Source organism: Pantoea sp. X-Soil-TKNS-1211 (genome assembly GCF_059730495.1).
Map to the genome: position 1 here is coordinate 2,604,207 of NZ_AP035953.1, position 18,558 is coordinate 2,622,764.

Here is an 18,558-nt window from a genome sequence, read left to right on the forward strand (position 1 = left end):
TACAGGACGTGTTCAGAGAGTTCACTATGTCGGCAAACGATAATCTAAAAATACCCAATGCCCTGCCTGCGGGCTACCGGTTCAATGAGTTCGAGATCAAGGATGTGATTGGCGGTGGCGGTTTTGGCATCGTTTACCGTGCCTGGGATCATCAGCTGGAACGGACTATCGCCATTAAGGAATACATGCCGGTGTCGTTGGCTTTGCGCGCCGCTGACCTGTCACTGGAGCTGCGTGGCGAACGTTTCCAAAAACTGTTCAATGCCGGTCGTAATAGCTTTATCCAGGAAGCCCGCCTGCTGGCACGTTTTAATCATCCTGGCCTGCTGCACGTCCTGCGTTTTTGGGAAGAGAACGGCACCGCCTATATGGGCACGCTCTATTACAGCGGGATGACGCTCAAAGAGTGGCAGGTAACCAGCCCGGAAAGCATTGATGAGGCCTGGATACGCCGCCTGTTACCACCGCTGTTTGGCGCCATCAATACCATTCATCAGTCGGGGTATCTGCATCGTGATATCTCGCTGGATAACATCCAGATTCAGGAAAATCAGCTGCCGGTGCTGCTCGATTTCGGTTCGGCGCGTAAGGAGATTGGCAACCTCTCCGATGAAACTGAAATCATGCTGAAACCCGGCTTTGCGCCGATCGAGCAATACAGCGAAGAAGGCGAAGGCGAGCAAGGCCCGTGGACAGATATCTATGCCCTGGGCGCGGTGTTGCACAACCTGATTACCGGTTATGCCCCGCCGGTTTCGGTGGTGCGCTGCATAGAAGACAATTATCAGCCACTGGTAGAACGTAAACCCGCGGGGTATTCGTTGCCATTGCTGCATGCGATTGACTGTGCGCTGGCGATGAAGCCAGGCGATCGCCCACAAACCATTGATGCGTTTGCCAGCCTGATCGATTTACCGGTGAGTGATGTGGAAGCGCTGGTCACCGGTTTCACTATGGTGAGCGATCCACCGATGGAAGCAGAAGTGCCGATCAACGTTCCCGAGCCCCAGGTGATGGCAGTGAATCATGCTGCCACAGCGATCGATCCGGTCACTCCGCGTAATGTTCGCCGTTTATCGCCCGGTCTGCTGGCCGTCGCCGCAGTAGCCATCCTGGCGGTGATCGTTGCGGTATGGAAGGTCAATCATCCCACTGCGGAATCTGGGTTAACCGTATCCAATGTGCCAGCAGCGGCAGCTGATGTCAGCAAACCCACGAGCAGTGCTCCCATGCTCGCTACCCTGTATTTGCGATTGCAAAGTGGGGAAAATGTTGTGCTGAATGGTAAGCCGCAGGATGTGAAACCCGCCAGCAACGGCTTTACGTCATTGAATCTGGCGGCAGGTCAGTATCGTATTGAAGTGCATAATGGTAGCCAGGTTCACAGTCAGTCACTGACGATTGATACACCTGGTACCTGGCTGCTTAATTTCGCTAATTAAGAGGATACGCGCGCTGTGCATTGTTGCAGCGCCCTGACCTGAGTAGCCAGAACCGTCAACCCCTCTTCCTGCATACCGCGTTTTGCCAGCTCCTGCTCCAACGAAAACAGATATTGCGCGTTGGTCCCCAGCGGACCGCTGGCCTGAGCAATCAATGGCGCGATGGTGCCCGGACAAGAGTCGGCTTCGAACAGCGGATGACGCGGGTCCATGATAAACACCAGTGCCGATACGCTGCGGCCATCGTCCAGCTTCAACTCGCACCAGGTGGGCAGATAACATCCGGTGATCATTTCACGCTTCCACAACAATTCCAGTTCTTCATGCAGACGCGCTTCCGGCAAGCGAAACGCCAGGCCACTGGTGCTACCGCCCTCTTTTAACGCCAGCATACGGCCAGGATGTGTCGCAGTGCCACGACCGGCAATCAGTCGCAGGCAAAAAGCTCGATGCCAACCATCAAGGTGCCCGGAAGAGACTTCTTCGGCTTCAAAAACCGGGTTCCACATCAACGAGCCGTAACCGAAGATCCACACTGGACTTTGGTCAGGTCGGCAGGCGAGTGTGGCGGCGAGTGAGGCCGCACGCTGTTCACAGCTCCACAGCAGCGTATCTTCGATATCACCGAATGACGTTTTGCAATCCGCTTTTAATAAGAATTCCCGTGTTAGCAACGCAACCTCCTCAACTGCCCTGACATCCTGTCGGTTTGGCTCCTCTGAAACTGATTTCATGACGACGGCACCGATTGCAGCGCCTTATCAGAAGACATTAATGCATTTGTCACAATTTTTTCAAGGTTGATGCCGATCACAAAGGGTAAATTGCCTGTAAATAGCATCGGCTGCCTGGCATGAAACTTGACGGGGTGAGATGGGAAGTGTGAAGCGGGCCGCATCAGCCCGCATAAATCAGTGTTTAGGATGCCACTTGTTATCGTCGCCTTTCTGATAGTTTTTTTTCACCGCAGCCCAGGCAACCTTGTGGGCAACTTTTTCGCGCGAATCATCACCGTGACGATCGTCCTCATCACGGTATTCGTCCCAGGCGCTGTTAAACGCTTTCTGGTAGATGGTTTGCGCATGCGCGGGTAGCACGTGGCGTACACTATCAGGCAATTCACGTGTTGATGAATAAGGCATAAATCCTCCTTTTCTAACCACGCATTAAGTCTGGAACAGATAGTCAAAAACGCAAATTACCACTTTTATCCGACTTAATCGATTTAGTGGTTATATGCTTTATTATAAGAAGTAACACATTTGGAAAATGACATTATTCAGCGTATTAAATTTTTCCAGACAACAATTAATACACTGAAATTTATGACCTCTATCTCGATAAATATGACTTTCAGAAATAACACCTGACTTTTCGATGAAAGTAAAAAATCGTAAAAATCGGGCACCCGACGTGATGAAAAGTTACACTGCGCAACGCTGTAAAAGTAAGTATATTTATCAGGTACTGACTGCCTGATTTTATTCTTTTTTCCGGAGAGGATGGTGAATGTCTGCACATGAGAAAACCCGACACACTGAGTATTCCCTGATTTTCCCCATCATCGCTTTAGGGGTACTGAGTTTTTTTGGTGCACAAACCAGCCTGTTACCGGTGATTGGCATTAATTTGCTGGCCCTGGTGGCTATTCTGAGTAGTGCATTTAGCGTGGTCCGCCACGCTGACGTACTGGCACACCGGCTGGGCGAACCCTATGGTTCTCTGATCTTAAGCCTGTCAGTAGTGATTCTTGAGGTCAGCCTGATATCGGCACTGATGGCAACCGGGGACGCGGCACCTGCGCTGATGCGTGACACCCTTTATTCAATCATTATGATCGTCACCGCCGGATTAGTGGGATTTGCCCTGCTACTGGGTGGACGCAAGTTCGCGACTCAGTACGTCAACCTGGTGGGGGTGAAGCAGTACCTGATCGCCATCTTCCCGCTGGCGATCCTGGTGCTGGTCTTCCCGAATGCATTACCGGGCGGCAATTTTTCTACCGCACAGGCGCTGCTGATCGCCGCGATTTCTGCGGCAATGTACGGCGTATTTCTCCTGATTCAGACCAAGACGCATCAAAACCTGTTTGTCTACGAGCATGAGGACGAAAGTGATGATGGCGATCCACACCACGGCAAACCTTCGGCGCACAGTTCTCTGTGGCACACCGTCTGGCTGCTCGTACACCTGATTGCGGTGATTAGCGTGACGAAGATGAATGCCAACACCCTGGAGCATCTGTTAACTGAATTGAACGCACCACAGCAGTTCACCGGTTTCCTCGTGGCGCTGCTGATCCTGTCGCCAGAGGGATTGGGGGCCATTAAAGCGGTGCTGATGAACCAGGTGCAACGCGCCATGAACCTGTTTTTCGGTTCAGTGCTGGCCACCATTTCCCTGACCGTACCTGCGGTGACCATTATTGCCACACTGACCGGTCAGCAGCTGGTTTTTGGTCTGGAACCGCCGCATATGGTGGTCATGAGTGCCGTGCTGATCCTGTGCCATATTTCGTTTTCTACCGGACGCACCAATGTACTGAATGGCGCAGCACACCTGGCATTATTTGTCGGCTATCTGATGACGATTATGCTGTAGCGGCCTGACACATCACGCACCTTTGACTGAAAACAACGCGCGATAAATCGCGCCGCTACGGGATGGTAAGCCAATAAAAAAGGCGTCTTTCGACGCCTTTTTTTACCAGCCAGCAAATTAATTGCTGGTGTCCAGTTCCGGGAAGCTTTTCACCAGATCATCAATCGCTTTCATCTGCACCAGGAACGGCTCCAGTTTATCGAGCGGCAGTGCAGACGGGCCATCACATTTCGCGCTGTTTGGCTCCGGGTGTGCTTCAATAAACAGGCCAGCAATACCAACCGCCATACCAGCACGCGCCAGTTCACCCACCTGCGCGCGACGACCACCAGAGGCCGCACCAAACGGGTCACGGGTTTGCAAGGCATGGGTCACGTCAAAAATCACCGGGCTGTTGTTGGTGACTTTCTTCATCACATTAAAGCCCAGCATATCGACTACCAGGTTGTCGTAACCAAAGTTGCTGCCACGGTCACACAGGATCACTTTGTCGTTACCGCCTTCGGCGAATTTATCGACAATGTTGCCCATCTGGCCAGGACTGACGAACTGCGGTTTTTTCACGTTAATTACCGCGCCAGTTTTCGCCATCGCTTCCACCAGGTCGGTCTGGCGGGCAAGGAATGCCGGCAGCTGAATCACGTCAACCACATCAGCCACAGGCTGTGCCTGCGCCGCTTCGTGGACGTCAGTAATGATTTTCACGCCAAACGCTTGTTTCAGCTCCTGGAAAATCTTCATCCCCTCTTCCAGACCCGGACCACGGTACGAGTGGATGGAAGAACGGTTGGCTTTATCAAAAGAGGCTTTGAACACGTAGGGGATACCGAGTTTGTCGGTCACGGTTACGTAATGTTCGCAGATGCGCATGGCGAGGTCGCGCGATTCCAGCACGTTCATGCCGCCAAACAGAACAAATGGCAGATCGTTTGCAACCTTGATATCACCAATACTGACTACTTTCTGTGTCATGCCCTTTCCTTTTTCTGAGGTACGCTTAGTGCAGCGTAACCTGTTTTTGTTCAATTGCGTGGATCTGCACTTTAATCATTTCGCTAACCGGGTCTTCCGGACATTGTTCAACGAAGTAGGCAAGATCGTTGAGAGCGATATGTTCACACTCCAGTTGCGCGTAGATCAAACCACGATCGCGAATTTCATAGGGGTCATCTGGATCGATTTGTAATAGCACCTGGCTAACATTCAATGCCAGCTCCATCTTTTTCTCTTCCATCAGCGCCGCCTTCAACGTATCGAGCATTTTGCGCATCACGCTGACGGTTTTCGCTTCATCGAGATCATCCTGATAGAGCTTAGCTGTCGGGCTGATATTGCCCTTGAGCCACACTTCCAGCGTATGGGTATCGAGGGTTTCACCATTAAACGGGTTAATCAGCCACATCTCACCATCCAGCCAGTCCGCCCGCAGAATCATCTGTGTCGGGAAAATCACCGGCATCAGCGGCAGCTCCAGCTCTTCAGCAATGTGCAACAGGATCACACCAAGGGAAACGGCAGTACCCTGACGGCTTTTCAATACCTTATCGATCCATAAGGCATCGGATAAATTGTAGATGCCACTGGCACCGCCAAAACCCCACTGACGGTAAAACAGTTCCAGCAACTTCTCCAGTTGCAGGTCAGCATCGGAGGCACTGCTGACATACGCGCGTGCTTCTTCCACCAACGCGGCCAGCTGCTGCTCTACGGATTGAGCAGAAAAATCTTCGCGGATGGCGCAGGTGGCACCAATAACCGCTTCACATAACGGTGTTTGACTGTAATCGAGTTGCTCTGGCGAGGTCATACTATCCCCAATAACGGCATTTTGGTCATCGCCAGCTTAATCACGACCAGTAACGCGACTATCGCTACCAGACAGGCAATCCAGCGAGTGCTCATCTTTCGCGGGCGACGACTCAAGGCCACGGAACCTAAGGCGATGTAGATAATAACCCCTAACAGCTTCTCAGTCAGCCAGCTTCCTTGTGGTGAGAACGGATAAAAGTGGGTAATGACGACCAGCATCACGCCGCTCAGCAACAAAAACGTGTCGTTGATGTGTGGGGCAATGCGCACCCAGCGGCGATCGAGCTGAGCAGAACCGGTGCATTTCCAGTAAAAGCGCACCAGGAACAGGCTGATGGTGATCAGCACCGTGAGCAGATGCAAATGTTTAATCAGCGGATACCAGCTAGCCATCTTGCTTCCTTCATCAGAAAAATTGTCCAAGTGTGACGCGCGGGTTGCCACCGTAGTCGTTCACTGTGTTGACCTGTTGATAACCCTGTTGGGTCATCAAAGCACGTACCGCTTCGCCCTGCTGCCAACCATGTTCCAGCAATAACCAACCGCCGGGGAGCAGCCAGGTCGGTGCTGTTGTAATAATCACCCGCAAATCAGCCAACCCGGCATCCTCTGCTACCAACGCACTCAGCGGCTCAAAGCGTACGTCCCCCTGCTGCAAATGGTGGTCGGCGGCATCAATATAAGGTGGGTTACTGGCAATCAGATCAAAGCGTTGGGTGGGGAGAGCAGCGAACCAGTGGCTAAGAAAAAACTGCGCATTGGTGATGTGCAGACGCTGCGCATTATCCTGCGCTAACGCGACAGCCGCTTCGATGCGATCGCATCCGATGACCTGGCAATCTGGCCGTTCGCTGGCGAGCGCCAGCGCAATAGCGCCGGTGCCAGTGCCTAAGTCAAGAATAGTGGCCGCAGTAGCGGGCAGATGGGCCAGCGCCTGCTCCACCAGCACTTCAGTGTCGGGACGAGGAATCAACGTTGCGTCGCTGACGCGTAAGGGTAACGACCAGAACTCACGCTCACCGACCAAATGCGCAATCGGCTCACCCAGCGCGCGTCGCGCCAGCAGCGCATCCAGTTGTTGCAACTGAGTCTCTTCCAGGAGCGCATCGTCAAATGCCACCAGCCAGCTGCGCGACTTGCCGGTAACAAATGTCAGCAAAATCTCGGCATCGCGCTTGGGACTGTCGCCGCCACTCAGGGTGGCGACGGCGTGCTTCAGCCAATGGCGAATATCCATTAATCCTGTCCAGCCAGCGCGGCCAGTTGGTCGGCCTGATATTCCTGCACGATGGGTTCAATCAGGCTATCAAGTTTGCCTTCCATCGTCTCATCCAGACGGTAGATGGTCAGGTTAATGCGGTGATCGGTGACGCGCCCCTGCGGGAAGTTGTAAGTACGGATACGGTCTGAACGATCACCACTGCCCAGCAGATTACGGCGCGTAGAGGCTTCGGCTTCATGACGTTTCGCCATTTCCGCCGCATGAATACGTGCGCCCAACACTGCCAGCGCTTTGGCTTTGTTTTTATGTTGCGAACGCTCATCCTGACACTCAACCACAATACCGGTCGGCAGGTGAGTAATACGGATGGCGGAATCGGTGGTGTTAACGTGCTGACCACCTGCTCCGGAAGAACGGAAGGTGTCGATTTTCAGGTCGCCGGGGTTGATATCCGGCAGCTCGGCTTCCGGCAGTTCCGGCATTACCGCCACGGTGCAAGCCGAGGTGTGAATACGTCCCTGCGATTCGGTTTCCGGTACGCGCTGCACGCGATGGCCACCCGATTCAAACTTGAAACGCCCATAAGCACCCTCGCCCGTCACGCGGGCGATGACTTCTTTATAACCGCCATGCTCACCTTCATTGCTGCTGATGATCTCCACCTGCCAGCGACGCGCCTCGGCGTAACGGCTATACATGCGGAACAGATCGCCAGCAAAAATCGCGGCTTCATCGCCTCCGGTGCCCGCACGGACTTCGACAAAGCAGGGGCGCTCATCATCGGGATCTTTCGGCAGCAGCAGTACCTGCAACTGCTGCTCCAGCACTTCACGCTTTTCGCGCGAGGTTTTCAGTTCTTCCTGTGCCATCTCGCGCATTTCAGGATCGTCGAGCAGCATCTCCGCCGTCTCAACATCTTCCTGCACCTGCTGCCATTCGCGGAAGCAGCGGGTTACATCAGAGAGCTGCGCATATTCACGTGAAAGGGCGCGGAAACGCTCCTGATCGGCGATCACGCCAGCATCGCCCAGCATCGCTTCCACTTCTTCGTGGCGTTCCTGGAGCGCTTCCAGCTTGGCAACAATAGAGGTCTTCATGTAATTGAGGGTATCCCGTAAAAGGTCGTGACAGCCTAATCGAGACCGAGGCTGTCACGTAAGATCTGCAGGCGTTCGCTGTCGCCATCGCGCGCGGCCTGCTGTAGTGATTTGGTTGGAGCGTGAATTAAACGATTGGTGAGCTTATGTGCCAGCTCCTGCAATACTTTTTCTGCATCCGCACCCTGACGCAAGGCGGCGAGCGCTCGCTCCTGCAATTCAAGACGGACGTCATCAGCCTGCGAACGATACTCACGAATGGTGTCGACCGCGCTTTGCGCGCGTAGCCACGCCATAAACTCACCGCTTTCCTGCACCACGATGCTTTCAGCCTGCACCGCAGCGGCTTTACGCTGCGCCATGTTTTGCTCAATAATCGCCTGCAGGTCATCCACGCTGTACAGGTAAGCATTAGCGAGTTTGCCGACTTCCGGCTCAACATCACGCGGTACGGCAATATCCACGATCAGCATTGGCTGATTACGGCGAGCTTTTAACGCACGCTCCACCATCCCTTTGCCGATAATCGGTAACGGGCTGGCAGTGGAAGAAATAATAATATCAGCGTCGGCCAGTCGCGAATCGATATCCGCCAGTCCGATCACCTCAGCACCGACTTCATCCGCCAGCAGTTGTGCGCGCTCACGCGTGCGGTTGGCGATCATCAGTTTTTTCACTTGATGTTCACGCAAATGACGCGCCACCAATTCAATGGTTTCACCCGCGCCCACCAGCAACACATTAACCGTGCTGAGTGATTCAAAGATTTGGCGTGCCAGAGAACAGGCGGCAAATGCCACGGATACAGCGCTGGCACCAATTTCAGTTTCCGTGCGCACGCGTTTGGCAACCGAGAAGGTTTTCTGGAACATCCGCTCCAGCTCACTGGACAACGCATGACCACGCTGCGAATCGGCAAAGGCTTTTTTCACCTGGCCGAGGATTTGTGGCTCACCCAATACCAATGAATCCAGACCACTGGCAACGCGCATCAGATGGCTGACCGCTGCGTTATCCTGGTGCCAGTACAGGCTTTTGCGCACGTCCTCTTCACGCAGTTGGTGATAGTCACACAACCAGCGCACCAGCTTCTCCTGCAAATCGGCCTGTTGCTCTACGCTCAGGTAGAGTTCAGTGCGATTACAGGTAGAAAGCACCACCCCACTTTGCACCATAGGCTGGGACAACAGGCTGTTAAGCGCCTGATCCAGCGTATCTGGCGTGAACGAAACGCGTTCGCGCAGTGCAACGGGTGCGGTTTTATGGTTGATTCCGAGAGCGAGCAGCGTCATGGTGGTTCTGGTTGGGATATCCCAATTATTGTCAGGGTTTTGTGAAGCGCATTCTACAAGATGCCACAGATCAAGAAAAGCCATACAAAGCCTATGACTGTAATAAGATTAAACTGATCGTGCGCAATAATCCGTACAACAGCATTGACGGCTTAGATGCGGATGGTTAGCGTTACCGGTTACGAAGTAAAAACGTGTCTGAGGAGATGACCACGTGATGCCGATGCCTTCGCGCAAACTGTTGCGCCTTTTGCCCCTTGCCAGCGTGTTGCTGGCTGCCTGTAGCGTCAATAAACCACAGGGACCCGGCCCAAGCACCACCGCACCACAGTGGCAACAACATCAACAGGCCGTGGCGAAAGTCAGCCATTATGAGACACGCGGTGCCTTCGCTTACATTTCTGACCGCCAGAAAGTGTATGCCCGCTTTAACTGGCAACAAACGGCCGCGGACCGTTATCGCCTGCTGCTGACCAATCCGCTGGGCAGCACTGAGTTGCAACTCGATGCGCAAGGTTCCGTAGTGCAGGTGGTCGATAACAAGGGAAAACGCTACGTGAGTAATGATGCTGAGAAGATGATTTCACAGCTCACCGGTATGGATATCCCACTCGCTAACCTGCGTCAATGGATGATGGGCCTGCCGGGTGATGCCAGCGACTACCAGTTAAACGATCAGTATCAATTACAAAGCCTGAACTACAGCCGCAATGGCCAGCAATGGAAAGTGACCATTTCTGATTATGACAGCAAGGTCACGCCTCCGCTGCCTGCCAATCTGGAGCTGACCGAAGGTGGACAGCGTATTAAGCTGCGGATGGATAGCTGGACCGTGCAATGATGACCACCTGGCCAGCTCCGGCGAAGCTGAACTTATTTCTCTACATCACTGGCCGTCGTCCCGACGGTTATCACAATCTACAAACCCTGTTTCAGTTTCTGGATTACGGCGATACGCTAACCATCACCCCGGATAACAGTGGCGACATTCGTCTGTTAACGCCGCTGGACGATGTACCGGATGAACAGAACCTGATCGTTCGTGCTGCTCGCGCCCTGATGTGCGCGGCTGCGGAACGCGGCAGCTTGCCGCAGCCGGCGGGCGCGTCGATTGCGCTGGAGAAGCGTCTGCCGATGGGCGGCGGTTTAGGCGGTGGCTCATCGGACGCTGCCACCGTGTTGGTGGCATTGAACCATCTGTGGCAAACCGGACTGAGCGTTGATGAGCTGGCAGCGATTGGCGTACGACTCGGCGCTGACGTTCCGGTCTTCGTTCACGGTCATGCCGCTTTTGCTGAAGGCGTGGGTGAACAGTTGCAACCCGCCGAGCCGGAGGAAAAATGGTATCTGGTCGCACATCCTGGCGTGAGTATCGCGACCCCGGTTATTTTTGGCGATCCCGAACTGACGCGCAATTCACCGAAATGTTCACTTGATGAACTTTTGCAGCGTCCTTTCCACAATGATTGTGAGTCTGTGGCAAGAAAACGTTTTCGTGAGGTTGATGAGCTGGTTTCCTGGCTGCTAGAATACGCGCCGTCGCGCCTGACTGGGACCGGGGCCTGTGTGTTTGCTGAATTTAACACCGAATCCGAAGCTCGTCAGGTGCTGGAGCTTGCCCCGGGATGGATACGAGGATTTGTGGCGCGCGGGCTGAATGTCTCGCCGTTGCAGCGTACTCTTTCCGGGATTTAAGCGTATGCGTGACTGTGTCACCCCCTGTTCCAGACACAGCACGCGACGCATCAACACACCTGTCTGAACACGCTTTGCGGTATTCGCCGGTTATCGCAGCGTCGTTCATTCGCTGGACGCAAAGCCTGAGGTTCTTCTCGTGCCTGATATGAAGCTATTTGCTGGTAACGCCACCCCGGAACTAGCACAACGTATTGCCAACCGCCTTTACACCAGCCTCGGAGACGCCGCTGTCGGTCGTTTCAGCGACGGTGAAGTGAGTGTACAGATTAACGAAAATGTACGCGGTGGTGATATTTTCATCATCCAGTCCACCTGTGCCCCCACCAACGATAATCTGATGGAGCTGGTTGTGATGGTCGACGCGCTGCGTCGGGCTTCTGCTGGTCGTATTACTGCCGTTATCCCCTACTTTGGCTATGCCCGTCAGGACCGCCGTGTGCGCTCTGCGCGCGTGCCAATTACCGCTAAGGTAGTCGCGGATTTCCTTTCCAGCGTAGGTGTTGACCGTGTTTTGACGGTTGACCTGCACGCCGAGCAGATCCAGGGCTTCTTTGATGTCCCGGTAGACAACGTATTCGGTAGCCCGATTCTGCTGGAGGATATGTTGCAGATTGGTCTGGAGAACCCGATCGTGGTTTCGCCGGATATCGGTGGTGTGGTGCGCGCCCGTGCGATTGCCAAACTGCTCAACGACACGGATATGGCCATCATCGATAAACGTCGCCCGCGTGCGAACGTTTCTCAGGTGATGCACATCATCGGTGACGTCGCTGGCCGTGACTGTGTACTGGTCGACGATATGATCGACACCGGCGGTACGCTGTGCAAAGCGGCTGAAGCGTTGAAAGAACGTGGCGCGAAGCGTGTTTTTGCTTACGCAACACACCCGATTTTCTCCGGCAACGCGGTGGAAAATCTGCGTAAGTCAGTGATCGATCAGGTGATTGTCTGCGATACCATCCCGCTGTCTGATGAGATGAAATCACTGCCGAACGTTCGTACCCTGACACTGTCCGGTATGCTGGCCGAAGCGATTCGTCGTATCAGCAACGAAGAATCCATTTCAGCCATGTTCGAACATTAATCGAACAAAACCGGGCCGCTGGCCCGGTTTCATTTCCCACCCAGAAGGCAGCACCAGCTACCGATTAAGCCGCTTCTGACGTTGTTTTTTTCGCGATAATTTTCGTTAAAATTCGCTATTCTCGTTGCCATTCACTGTTTTCAATTAACACTGATATCCGGACTTTAGCCGTCCAGGGTTTAGTGGTATTTTTCACCACACTTTTTTTGAGAACTCCGACCACTATGGCTCTCGACATCTACACACTTTTTGTTTGCGAGCTCTATGTACTGGGGTTTTTGAGCATCATTCTGGTCTTTGCCTGGATCGGCTCGCAGTATGATCGCGTTCTGGGCTTCACCACGCTGACACTGATTTTAACCCTGATGGCGGTCTTTCTCAGCAGCCTGCGCGCCGCCGGATTGCAGTTCCTGCCGATTGCGCTTGGCAATGTGGTCATGATGCTGGCCTATGGCAACCTGTTAAACGCCTTTAAGGTGTTTTGTAACAAGCCGCTTGGCCTGAGTTGGCTGGCAGGTGGGTTACTTTGGGCCATTCTGTGTATTTTCCCGGCATTTTATTTCAGCATGCCGAAACGCGTGCTGGTGGTTTGCCTACTGTGTATCTTTTACACTGGGGCATTAATTCAGCTGTTATGGCGCGCGCGCGCCACCCTCACCGTCACTTTTTGGCCCGCGCAAATGTTGTTATGGATACACCTGCTGTTTCATGTCGCCAGAATTTTCCTTGATGACGCCATCGCCACGCCGGTGCATGGCGCAATTGGTGGTTCCAGTTTTTCCGTTTACGTTATTCTTGAGTCGATTTTATTTGTTATTGGCCTGACGTTTACCATTCTGGCCATGGTCAATGAGCGGACTCAAATCGCCCACAAGCTGGCATCACTGCACGATCCGCTGACCAGCGTGTGGAACCGTCGCGCATTATTCGAACAGGCAGAAAAAATCATCGCGCGCCGTATACGTCAGCAGTTGCCTTTTACGGCGGTATTATTTGACCTTGACCACTTCAAAAGCATTAATGACCGCTACGGCCACCAGCAGGGTGATCGGGTTTTGATTGATTTTTGCCAGATAGCCCAGGGCTTATTGCCCGAGGAAGGTCAGTTTGCCCGTCTTGGGGGGGAAGAGTTTGCCGCCATTCTTCCCGGCGACAGTGAGCAGGCACAAATGGTATGTGAACGCATTCGCGTTGCCACACAACTTTCGCTACCGGATAACATCAGCTATACCGTCAGTATCGGTTACGCCACATCCAGTCAGGAGGATTTCCACTTCCCGACCTTACTGGCGCTGGCCGATGAGGCGCTATATCGCGCAAAAGCCAGTGGCCGTAACCGCACCGAACAATATCTGACGCAGTTACAGCCGTTTAAACAAGCTACGCTGGTGTAGCTTATGAGTGATGGGTGTTACGACGACAACGTTTATCGCCGTAATGGCGTAACCAAAAATAGCGGTCTTCAACTTTTTCACGCCCGCTCACACGTGCACCCACCAGCCACAACAGCGCACCAATAAAAATGCTGAACATTGCGCCATGCGCCAGGAATTGCGGCAGATTTAGCGAAGGAATTTGGTTAATAATCGAGTAGCCTACGCCGAGCACCATGGTGAGTAAACCGAGACACATCAGGCCGTTACCAATATAGCGTGAGTGATGACGTTTCATAATTCACCTCCATCCTTTTTAGCAATGCCAAAAACAGCACATAAGGTTAACTAGCCATAAGTGTAGGCAATGACCTGTGGATAATATGCGTACAGGATCACACATCTTTCACAATTCTGACGAAACTTTACCGCTTATCGGATTGATTTCGATAGAAAATGATAAGTCACATAACGGCACTATTCCTGAGCTTCGCCCTTTGTCATCTCTCCCGCCACGCAGTAAACTACGCCCTTTCGTGATTGAGACAGGATAATCATCGTGAGCAGCATTAAACTGATTGTGGGACTGGCAAATCCCGGTGCGGAATATGCCGCGACGCGCCACAACGCAGGTGCCTGGTATGTGGATTTGCTGGCGGATCGCAACAATCAGTCTTTGAAAGACGAACCCAAATTCTTTGGCTACACCGCCCGATTATCACTGGCTGGTGAAGATGTGCGCCTGCTGGTTCCCACCACCTTTATGAACCTGAGTGGTAAGGCGGTCGCGGCAATGGCGACTTTCTATCGCATCGCGCCAGAGGAAATTTTAGTGGCGCACGATGAACTCGATCTGCCTCCGGGTGTGGCGAAATTCAAACAAGGCGGCGGCCACGGCGGTCACAATGGCCTGAAAGACATCATCAGCAAACTGGGCAATAACAATAATTTTCACCGTTTGCGCGTGGGCATTGGTCATCCTGGTGACCGCAATAAAGTCACCGGATTTGTGCTGGGTAAACCTCCAGCCAGTGAGCAGAAACTGATTGATGATGCCGTGGATGAAGCCGTGCGCTGTACCGAACTGTGGCTGAAAGAAGATAAAATTAAGGCGATGAACCGCTTGCACGCTTTCAAAGCCGGTTAAGGCCAAATCCCGCGCCGCAGAGGGCTAAATCTGTGTATAATGCGCGAAAATTTTTGAATCTGTCAGCGTTGTCGGTCAGCGCTGCACACTCAGCGAGAAAGGTAATCAGATCATGGGATTTAAATGCGGTATTGTGGGCCTGCCGAACGTCGGTAAATCCACCCTGTTCAACGCGCTGACCAAAGCGGGTATCGAAGCAGCCAACTTTCCGTTCTGCACTATCGAGCCAAACACCGGTGTCGTGCCAATGCCCGATCTGCGCCTTGACCAACTGAGCGAGATCGTTAAACCGCAACGCGTCGTGCCTACCACGATGGAATTCGTGGATATCGCCGGTCTGGTTGAAGGCGCGTCCAAAGGTGAAGGTTTGGGCAACAAATTCCTGACCAATATTCGTGAAACAGATGCTATTGGCCACGTGGTGCGCTGCTTCGAAAATGAAAACATCATTCACGTCGCGGGCAAAGTAAACCCGGCTGAAGATATTGATATCATCAACACCGAATTGGCGCTGTCGGACCTTGATACCTGTGAACGTGCTATCCAGCGCGTACAGAAGAAAGCCAAAGGCGGCGATAAAGACGCCAAGGCTGAACTGGCTGCCCTGGAGAAGTGCCTGCCGCATCTGGAAAATGCGGGCATGCTGCGTTCACTGGATCTGGATGCCGATGAGAAAGCCGCCATCCGTTACCTCAGCTTCCTGACGCTGAAGCCGACCATGTATATCGCTAACGTCAATGAAGATGGCTTCGAGAACAACCCTTATCTCGACCAGGTTCGTGCGATTGCAGATGCGGAAGGTTCAGTAGTGGTGCCGGTTTGCGCCGCAGTGGAGTCAGATATTGCAGAGCTGGAAGATGATGAGCGCGCTGAGTTTATGGCTGAAATGGGTCTGGAAGAACCGGGCCTGAACCGCGTGATTCGTGCTGGTTATACCCTGTTAAACCTGCAAACTTACTTCACCGCTGGTGTGAAAGAAGTACGTGCCTGGACTATCCCGGTCGGTGCCACTGCACCGCAGGCGGCCGGTAAAATCCACACCGACTTTGAGAAAGGCTTTATCCGCGCGCAGACCATCGCGTTTGATGACTTTATCGCTTATAAAGGCGAGCAAGGCGCGAAAGAAGCAGGGAAAATGCGTTCTGAAGGTAAAGAGTACATCGTTAAAGATGGCGATGTTATGAACTTCCTGTTTAACGTCTAATCATTTTCCGCTGTTCAAATTAATAAAAAGGTCCATGCAAATACATGGGCTTTTTTTATTAAAAAATCATGCTGCGCAGTTTTGTCAATTATCTTCAATTGCAGTTTACTGACCAAATACACTTGCGGGAATTTCCTCAACGCTCGCCAGTACATTCTCTATTCAATCTCTCCCGTCCTTGTTATACCTTAAGCTCGAATTTATTCTGGCTTTGATGTGCCACATTTATTCAATCGAAATAAAGCTTAAAAATAATATGTAATATTTTTGGCCTGCGTGAACAGGCTTGCTGCAACTTGCATTAATTATCCTCTGACTGGAAAGTGAAGTGAATCACGTTGAAAAGATGCCCGGCCTGGTTGGCCACCGTTTATTACTGCTGGCCGGAGTACGCATACTGTTGCAGCTTCGCAAAGATGGGAGTTGGGGGCTACCGGGAGGATGGTTGGAACCTGGGGAGTCACCGGAACAAACAGTGAAACGGGAAGCAAAAGAAGAAACTAATCTGGATGTGCATCGGATACAGCTGTTAGGTTACTTTTCCGGACCTGAATATACTTTTAGCCAGGAAAATAATAATAAAGCCAACAGGGTTACCGCCCTTTACCGGGTTGATGAATGGTCCGGGGTGATGATTCATGATCCGAGTGAAATTGAAGATCTGACCTTTTTCTCATCAGATGAATTACCCATAAATATGGCTGACGAATATCGCCGCTATATCCACTGTTACCTGACGCAACAGCCATAGTTGTTTTTTCTTCCCTTAAGTAAAAATCCACGCTGTCGCGTGGATTTTTTTGCCGGCCTGGCGCCAGGTTACTTAATGCCCATTGCATCCTTCAAGGTAAAAAACAGGTCGGTCTGATCGGTCAAACCCACGACATTCGCTGCATGAGGGCCATAAGCAGCAATACGCAGCTGAGTACCGGTATGCTCTTGTGAATCCTCTTCCGAGTTACCGTAACTGATGGTCATCACCGCACCATCTTTGGTGTTCAGTGCCTGGGTCAGACCCGGCGCTTTGGTGCCATTCTCAACGATCTGGCTGCTGTGTGCGTGGTCTGCCGTCACGACCACCAGGGTATTACCGTGCTCGCGGGCAAAAGCCAGTGCCTGCTGAACAGCTTCATCGAGATCCACCGTTTCACCGATCTGTCCGCAAGGATTCGCCGCATGGTCCTGTTTATCGATTGACGCTCCTTCCACCTGCAGGAAGAAGCCCTTGTCATTTTTGCTCAACAGGTCGAGCGCTTTTTTGGTCATCTGTGCCAGCGTTGGTGTACTTGCCGGACGCTCCTTATTGACTTCACAGGTCACCACCGGCTTATCCAGATTACCGTGATAGCTGGCTTTTGGCCCTTGCCAGCGCACCGGCATATTACCTTCAGAAAACAGCCCCAGTAGCGGTTTGCTCTGATCTGCCTGTTGAACGTCATTCATACCATCAAGATTATCCACCAGTTGGAAACCTCGTGCCTGTGCCTGTTCACGCAGAGTTTTACCCTGATACTCACCCGCTTTCGCCACTTCGCTGAAAGATTTCGCTCCGCCGCCCAATGTGACATCCGCGCGGGTTTTCAGCATTTGTTCAGTGATGGAACCTTTTCCGCCCTGCTCTAAAGCATTGGTCGGGCATAACTCGCTGGTTTTTTCCGGGCCATAACATTTGCGCGAGGTCACATGGGCGATCAGCGCCGCGGGTGTGGCATCCTGCAATTCAGCGGTTGAAACGTTACCGGTTGCCTTGCCAGCCGCTTTTGCCAGTTCCAGCAATGTGGTCTGATCTTTACCATTTACATCCACACCAATGGCACCATTGTAGGATTTGGTGCCCGTGGCCCAGGCCGTGGCAGACGCTGCGGAATCCGTGACGTAGTTTGGTTTGTGGGTTTTCTTATCCAGCGAATAGTGGGTGTATTGACCTGTTAAAGGCAATGCATCTATACCCGGGAAAAAGCCCCCTGCCCCCATCGCCTGATTGCGTGCTGCGGTGATTTCTGAATCCCCCATGCCATCGCCGATCAGCAGGATGATATTTTTTGCCGTGCTGTTACTGAGAGAGGCTTTAAGCGCTTCGGTTTGATCACCGCTCAGACGACGCGCACCACCGTGTTGCGTCAAATCACCGGTTGCAGCACGTGAGTAACTGTTCGCATCAGCAAATGTTGCTGTCGCGAACAATGAGGTGATCAGTGGAACCGTAATCAAAGGTATCTTTTTCATTTATAAGCATCCTTATTCACAAATATAACCAAATGTTTCCGCGGACAAGTCTGCGACAATGCCGTGACACTTTTGTGACTGATGCGCAATATTTTGATGACAGAATCGACTAAACGAACAAGGCTACCGCAATCCGCTCAGAGCTTAAGCGAATAGAAAAAAAGGAGAAAATAGAGCTTGACCCTTTTCGGCTAACTCCCTATAGTAGCGCCCCGTTGACCCGCTGAGGTTAACAAACAAAATGTGGTGAGGTGTCCGAGTGGCTGAAGGAGCACGCCTGGAAAGTGTGTATACGGCAACGTATCGGGGGTTCGAATCCCCCTCTCACCGCCATCATTCTGAAGAAGAGTCTGAACTAACGTT

Annotated in this window: 19 protein-coding genes and 1 tRNA gene; 10 read left to right on the forward strand and 10 right to left on the reverse strand. The window is 52.5% G+C overall.

Going from position 1 to position 18,558, the window contains the following annotated elements:
- Nucleotides 1-26 precede the first annotated feature (26 nt).
- Nucleotides 27-1,442: a serine/threonine protein kinase gene (locus AC6I8W_RS12455; RefSeq protein ID WP_497835263.1), complete on the forward strand. Its 1,416-nt coding sequence runs from the start codon at nt 27-29 to the stop codon at nt 1,440-1,442.
- Here the strand turns inward: AC6I8W_RS12455 and AC6I8W_RS12460 are convergent.
- A complete protein-coding gene (locus AC6I8W_RS12460) occupies nt 1,439-2,116 on the reverse strand; it encodes a gamma-glutamylcyclotransferase (RefSeq protein WP_497838181.1) in 678 nt (225 codons plus the stop codon). The two genes, AC6I8W_RS12455 and AC6I8W_RS12460, sit on opposite strands and share 4 nt — an antisense overlap.
- A 237-nt stretch (nt 2,117-2,353) precedes the next feature.
- Nucleotides 2,354-2,584 carry a putative cation transport regulator ChaB gene (chaB, locus tag AC6I8W_RS12465; protein ID WP_480364138.1) on the reverse strand — a complete coding sequence of 77 codons (231 nt, stop codon included), beginning with the start codon at nt 2,582-2,584 and terminating at the stop codon, nt 2,354-2,356.
- Nucleotides 2,585-2,951: 367 nt separating this feature from the next.
- Here chaB and chaA point away from each other — a divergent pair, with 367 nt between their 5' ends.
- A complete protein-coding gene (chaA, locus tag AC6I8W_RS12470) occupies nt 2,952-4,043 on the forward strand; it encodes a sodium-potassium/proton antiporter ChaA (protein ID WP_497835264.1) in 1,092 nt (363 codons plus the stop codon).
- Between the two features lie 117 nt (nt 4,044-4,160).
- Here chaA and kdsA read toward each other — a convergent pair whose 3' ends face one another.
- Genes kdsA through hemA form a run of 6 tightly spaced genes read right to left on the reverse strand, consistent with a single transcriptional unit; the run spans nt 4,161 to nt 9,463 of the window.
- Entirely contained in the window at nt 4,161-5,015 is an 855-nt protein-coding gene (gene kdsA, locus AC6I8W_RS12475) for a 3-deoxy-8-phosphooctulonate synthase (RefSeq protein WP_480364140.1), read from the reverse strand.
- A 25-nt stretch (nt 5,016-5,040) separates the two neighbouring features.
- Nucleotides 5,041-5,850, reverse strand: coding sequence for an invasion regulator SirB1 (gene sirB1, locus AC6I8W_RS12480; RefSeq protein ID WP_497835265.1), 810 nt, complete (start codon nt 5,848-5,850; stop codon nt 5,041-5,043).
- Nucleotides 5,847-6,245: a SirB2 family protein gene (locus AC6I8W_RS12485; protein ID WP_497835266.1), complete on the reverse strand. Its 399-nt coding sequence runs from the start codon at nt 6,243-6,245 to the stop codon at nt 5,847-5,849. The genes sirB1 and AC6I8W_RS12485 overlap by 4 nt, the downstream gene beginning before the upstream one ends.
- Before the next feature lie 13 nt (nt 6,246-6,258).
- Nucleotides 6,259-7,089, reverse strand: coding sequence for a peptide chain release factor N(5)-glutamine methyltransferase (gene prmC / locus AC6I8W_RS12490; protein WP_497835267.1), 831 nt, complete (start codon nt 7,087-7,089; stop codon nt 6,259-6,261).
- Nucleotides 7,089-8,171: a peptide chain release factor 1 gene (prfA, locus tag AC6I8W_RS12495; RefSeq protein ID WP_497835268.1), complete on the reverse strand. Its 1,083-nt coding sequence runs from the start codon at nt 8,169-8,171 to the stop codon at nt 7,089-7,091. Before prfA ends, prmC begins: the two co-directional genes overlap by 1 nt.
- A gap of 35 nt (nt 8,172-8,206) precedes the next feature.
- Nucleotides 8,207-9,463, reverse strand: coding sequence for a glutamyl-tRNA reductase (hemA, locus tag AC6I8W_RS12500; RefSeq protein WP_497835269.1), 1,257 nt, complete (start codon nt 9,461-9,463; stop codon nt 8,207-8,209).
- A 217-nt stretch (nt 9,464-9,680) separates the two neighbouring features.
- Here hemA and lolB point away from each other — a divergent pair, with 217 nt between their 5' ends.
- The 4 genes from lolB (at nt 9,681) to AC6I8W_RS12520 (ending at nt 13,639) form a co-directional block, all read left to right on the forward strand.
- Nucleotides 9,681-10,304, forward strand: a complete 624-nt coding sequence (lolB, locus tag AC6I8W_RS12505; RefSeq protein ID WP_497835270.1) for a lipoprotein insertase outer membrane protein LolB — start codon at nt 9,681-9,683, stop codon at nt 10,302-10,304.
- Nucleotides 10,301-11,158, forward strand: a complete 858-nt coding sequence (gene ispE, locus AC6I8W_RS12510) for a 4-(cytidine 5'-diphospho)-2-C-methyl-D-erythritol kinase (RefSeq protein WP_497835271.1) — start codon at nt 10,301-10,303, stop codon at nt 11,156-11,158. The genes lolB and ispE overlap by 4 nt, the downstream gene beginning before the upstream one ends.
- Before the next feature lie 139 nt (nt 11,159-11,297).
- Entirely contained in the window at nt 11,298-12,245 is a 948-nt protein-coding gene (prs, locus tag AC6I8W_RS12515; RefSeq protein ID WP_021182910.1) for a ribose-phosphate diphosphokinase, read from the forward strand.
- 224 nt (nt 12,246-12,469) lie between these two features.
- Nucleotides 12,470-13,639 (forward strand): GGDEF domain-containing protein, encoded by a 1,170-nt coding sequence (locus AC6I8W_RS12520; RefSeq protein ID WP_497835272.1) that lies wholly within the window; start codon nt 12,470-12,472, stop codon nt 13,637-13,639.
- A 1-nt stretch (nt 13,640) separates the two neighbouring features.
- Here AC6I8W_RS12520 and ychH read toward each other — a convergent pair whose 3' ends face one another.
- Nucleotides 13,641-13,916 (reverse strand): stress-induced protein YchH, encoded by a 276-nt coding sequence (gene ychH / locus AC6I8W_RS12525; protein ID WP_013509509.1) that lies wholly within the window; start codon nt 13,914-13,916, stop codon nt 13,641-13,643.
- A 261-nt stretch (nt 13,917-14,177) separates the two neighbouring features.
- Here ychH and pth point away from each other — a divergent pair, with 261 nt between their 5' ends.
- The 3 genes from pth (at nt 14,178) to AC6I8W_RS12540 (ending at nt 16,720) form a co-directional block, all read left to right on the forward strand.
- Nucleotides 14,178-14,765 carry an aminoacyl-tRNA hydrolase gene (pth, locus tag AC6I8W_RS12530; protein ID WP_480364150.1) on the forward strand — a complete coding sequence of 196 codons (588 nt, stop codon included), beginning with the start codon at nt 14,178-14,180 and terminating at the stop codon, nt 14,763-14,765.
- Between the two features lie 112 nt (nt 14,766-14,877).
- A complete protein-coding gene (ychF, locus tag AC6I8W_RS12535; RefSeq protein WP_497835273.1) occupies nt 14,878-15,969 on the forward strand; it encodes a redox-regulated ATPase YchF in 1,092 nt (363 codons plus the stop codon).
- A gap of 328 nt (nt 15,970-16,297) precedes the next feature.
- Nucleotides 16,298-16,720, forward strand: a complete 423-nt coding sequence (locus AC6I8W_RS12540) for an NUDIX domain-containing protein (protein ID WP_497835274.1) — start codon at nt 16,298-16,300, stop codon at nt 16,718-16,720.
- A 68-nt stretch (nt 16,721-16,788) separates the two neighbouring features.
- Here AC6I8W_RS12540 and phoA read toward each other — a convergent pair whose 3' ends face one another.
- A complete protein-coding gene (gene phoA / locus AC6I8W_RS12545; protein ID WP_497835275.1) occupies nt 16,789-18,195 on the reverse strand; it encodes an alkaline phosphatase in 1,407 nt (468 codons plus the stop codon).
- A 245-nt stretch (nt 18,196-18,440) separates the two neighbouring features.
- Here phoA and AC6I8W_RS12550 point away from each other — a divergent pair.
- A tRNA-Ser gene (locus AC6I8W_RS12550) sits at nt 18,441-18,528 on the forward strand.
- Nucleotides 18,529-18,558 lie beyond the last annotated feature (30 nt).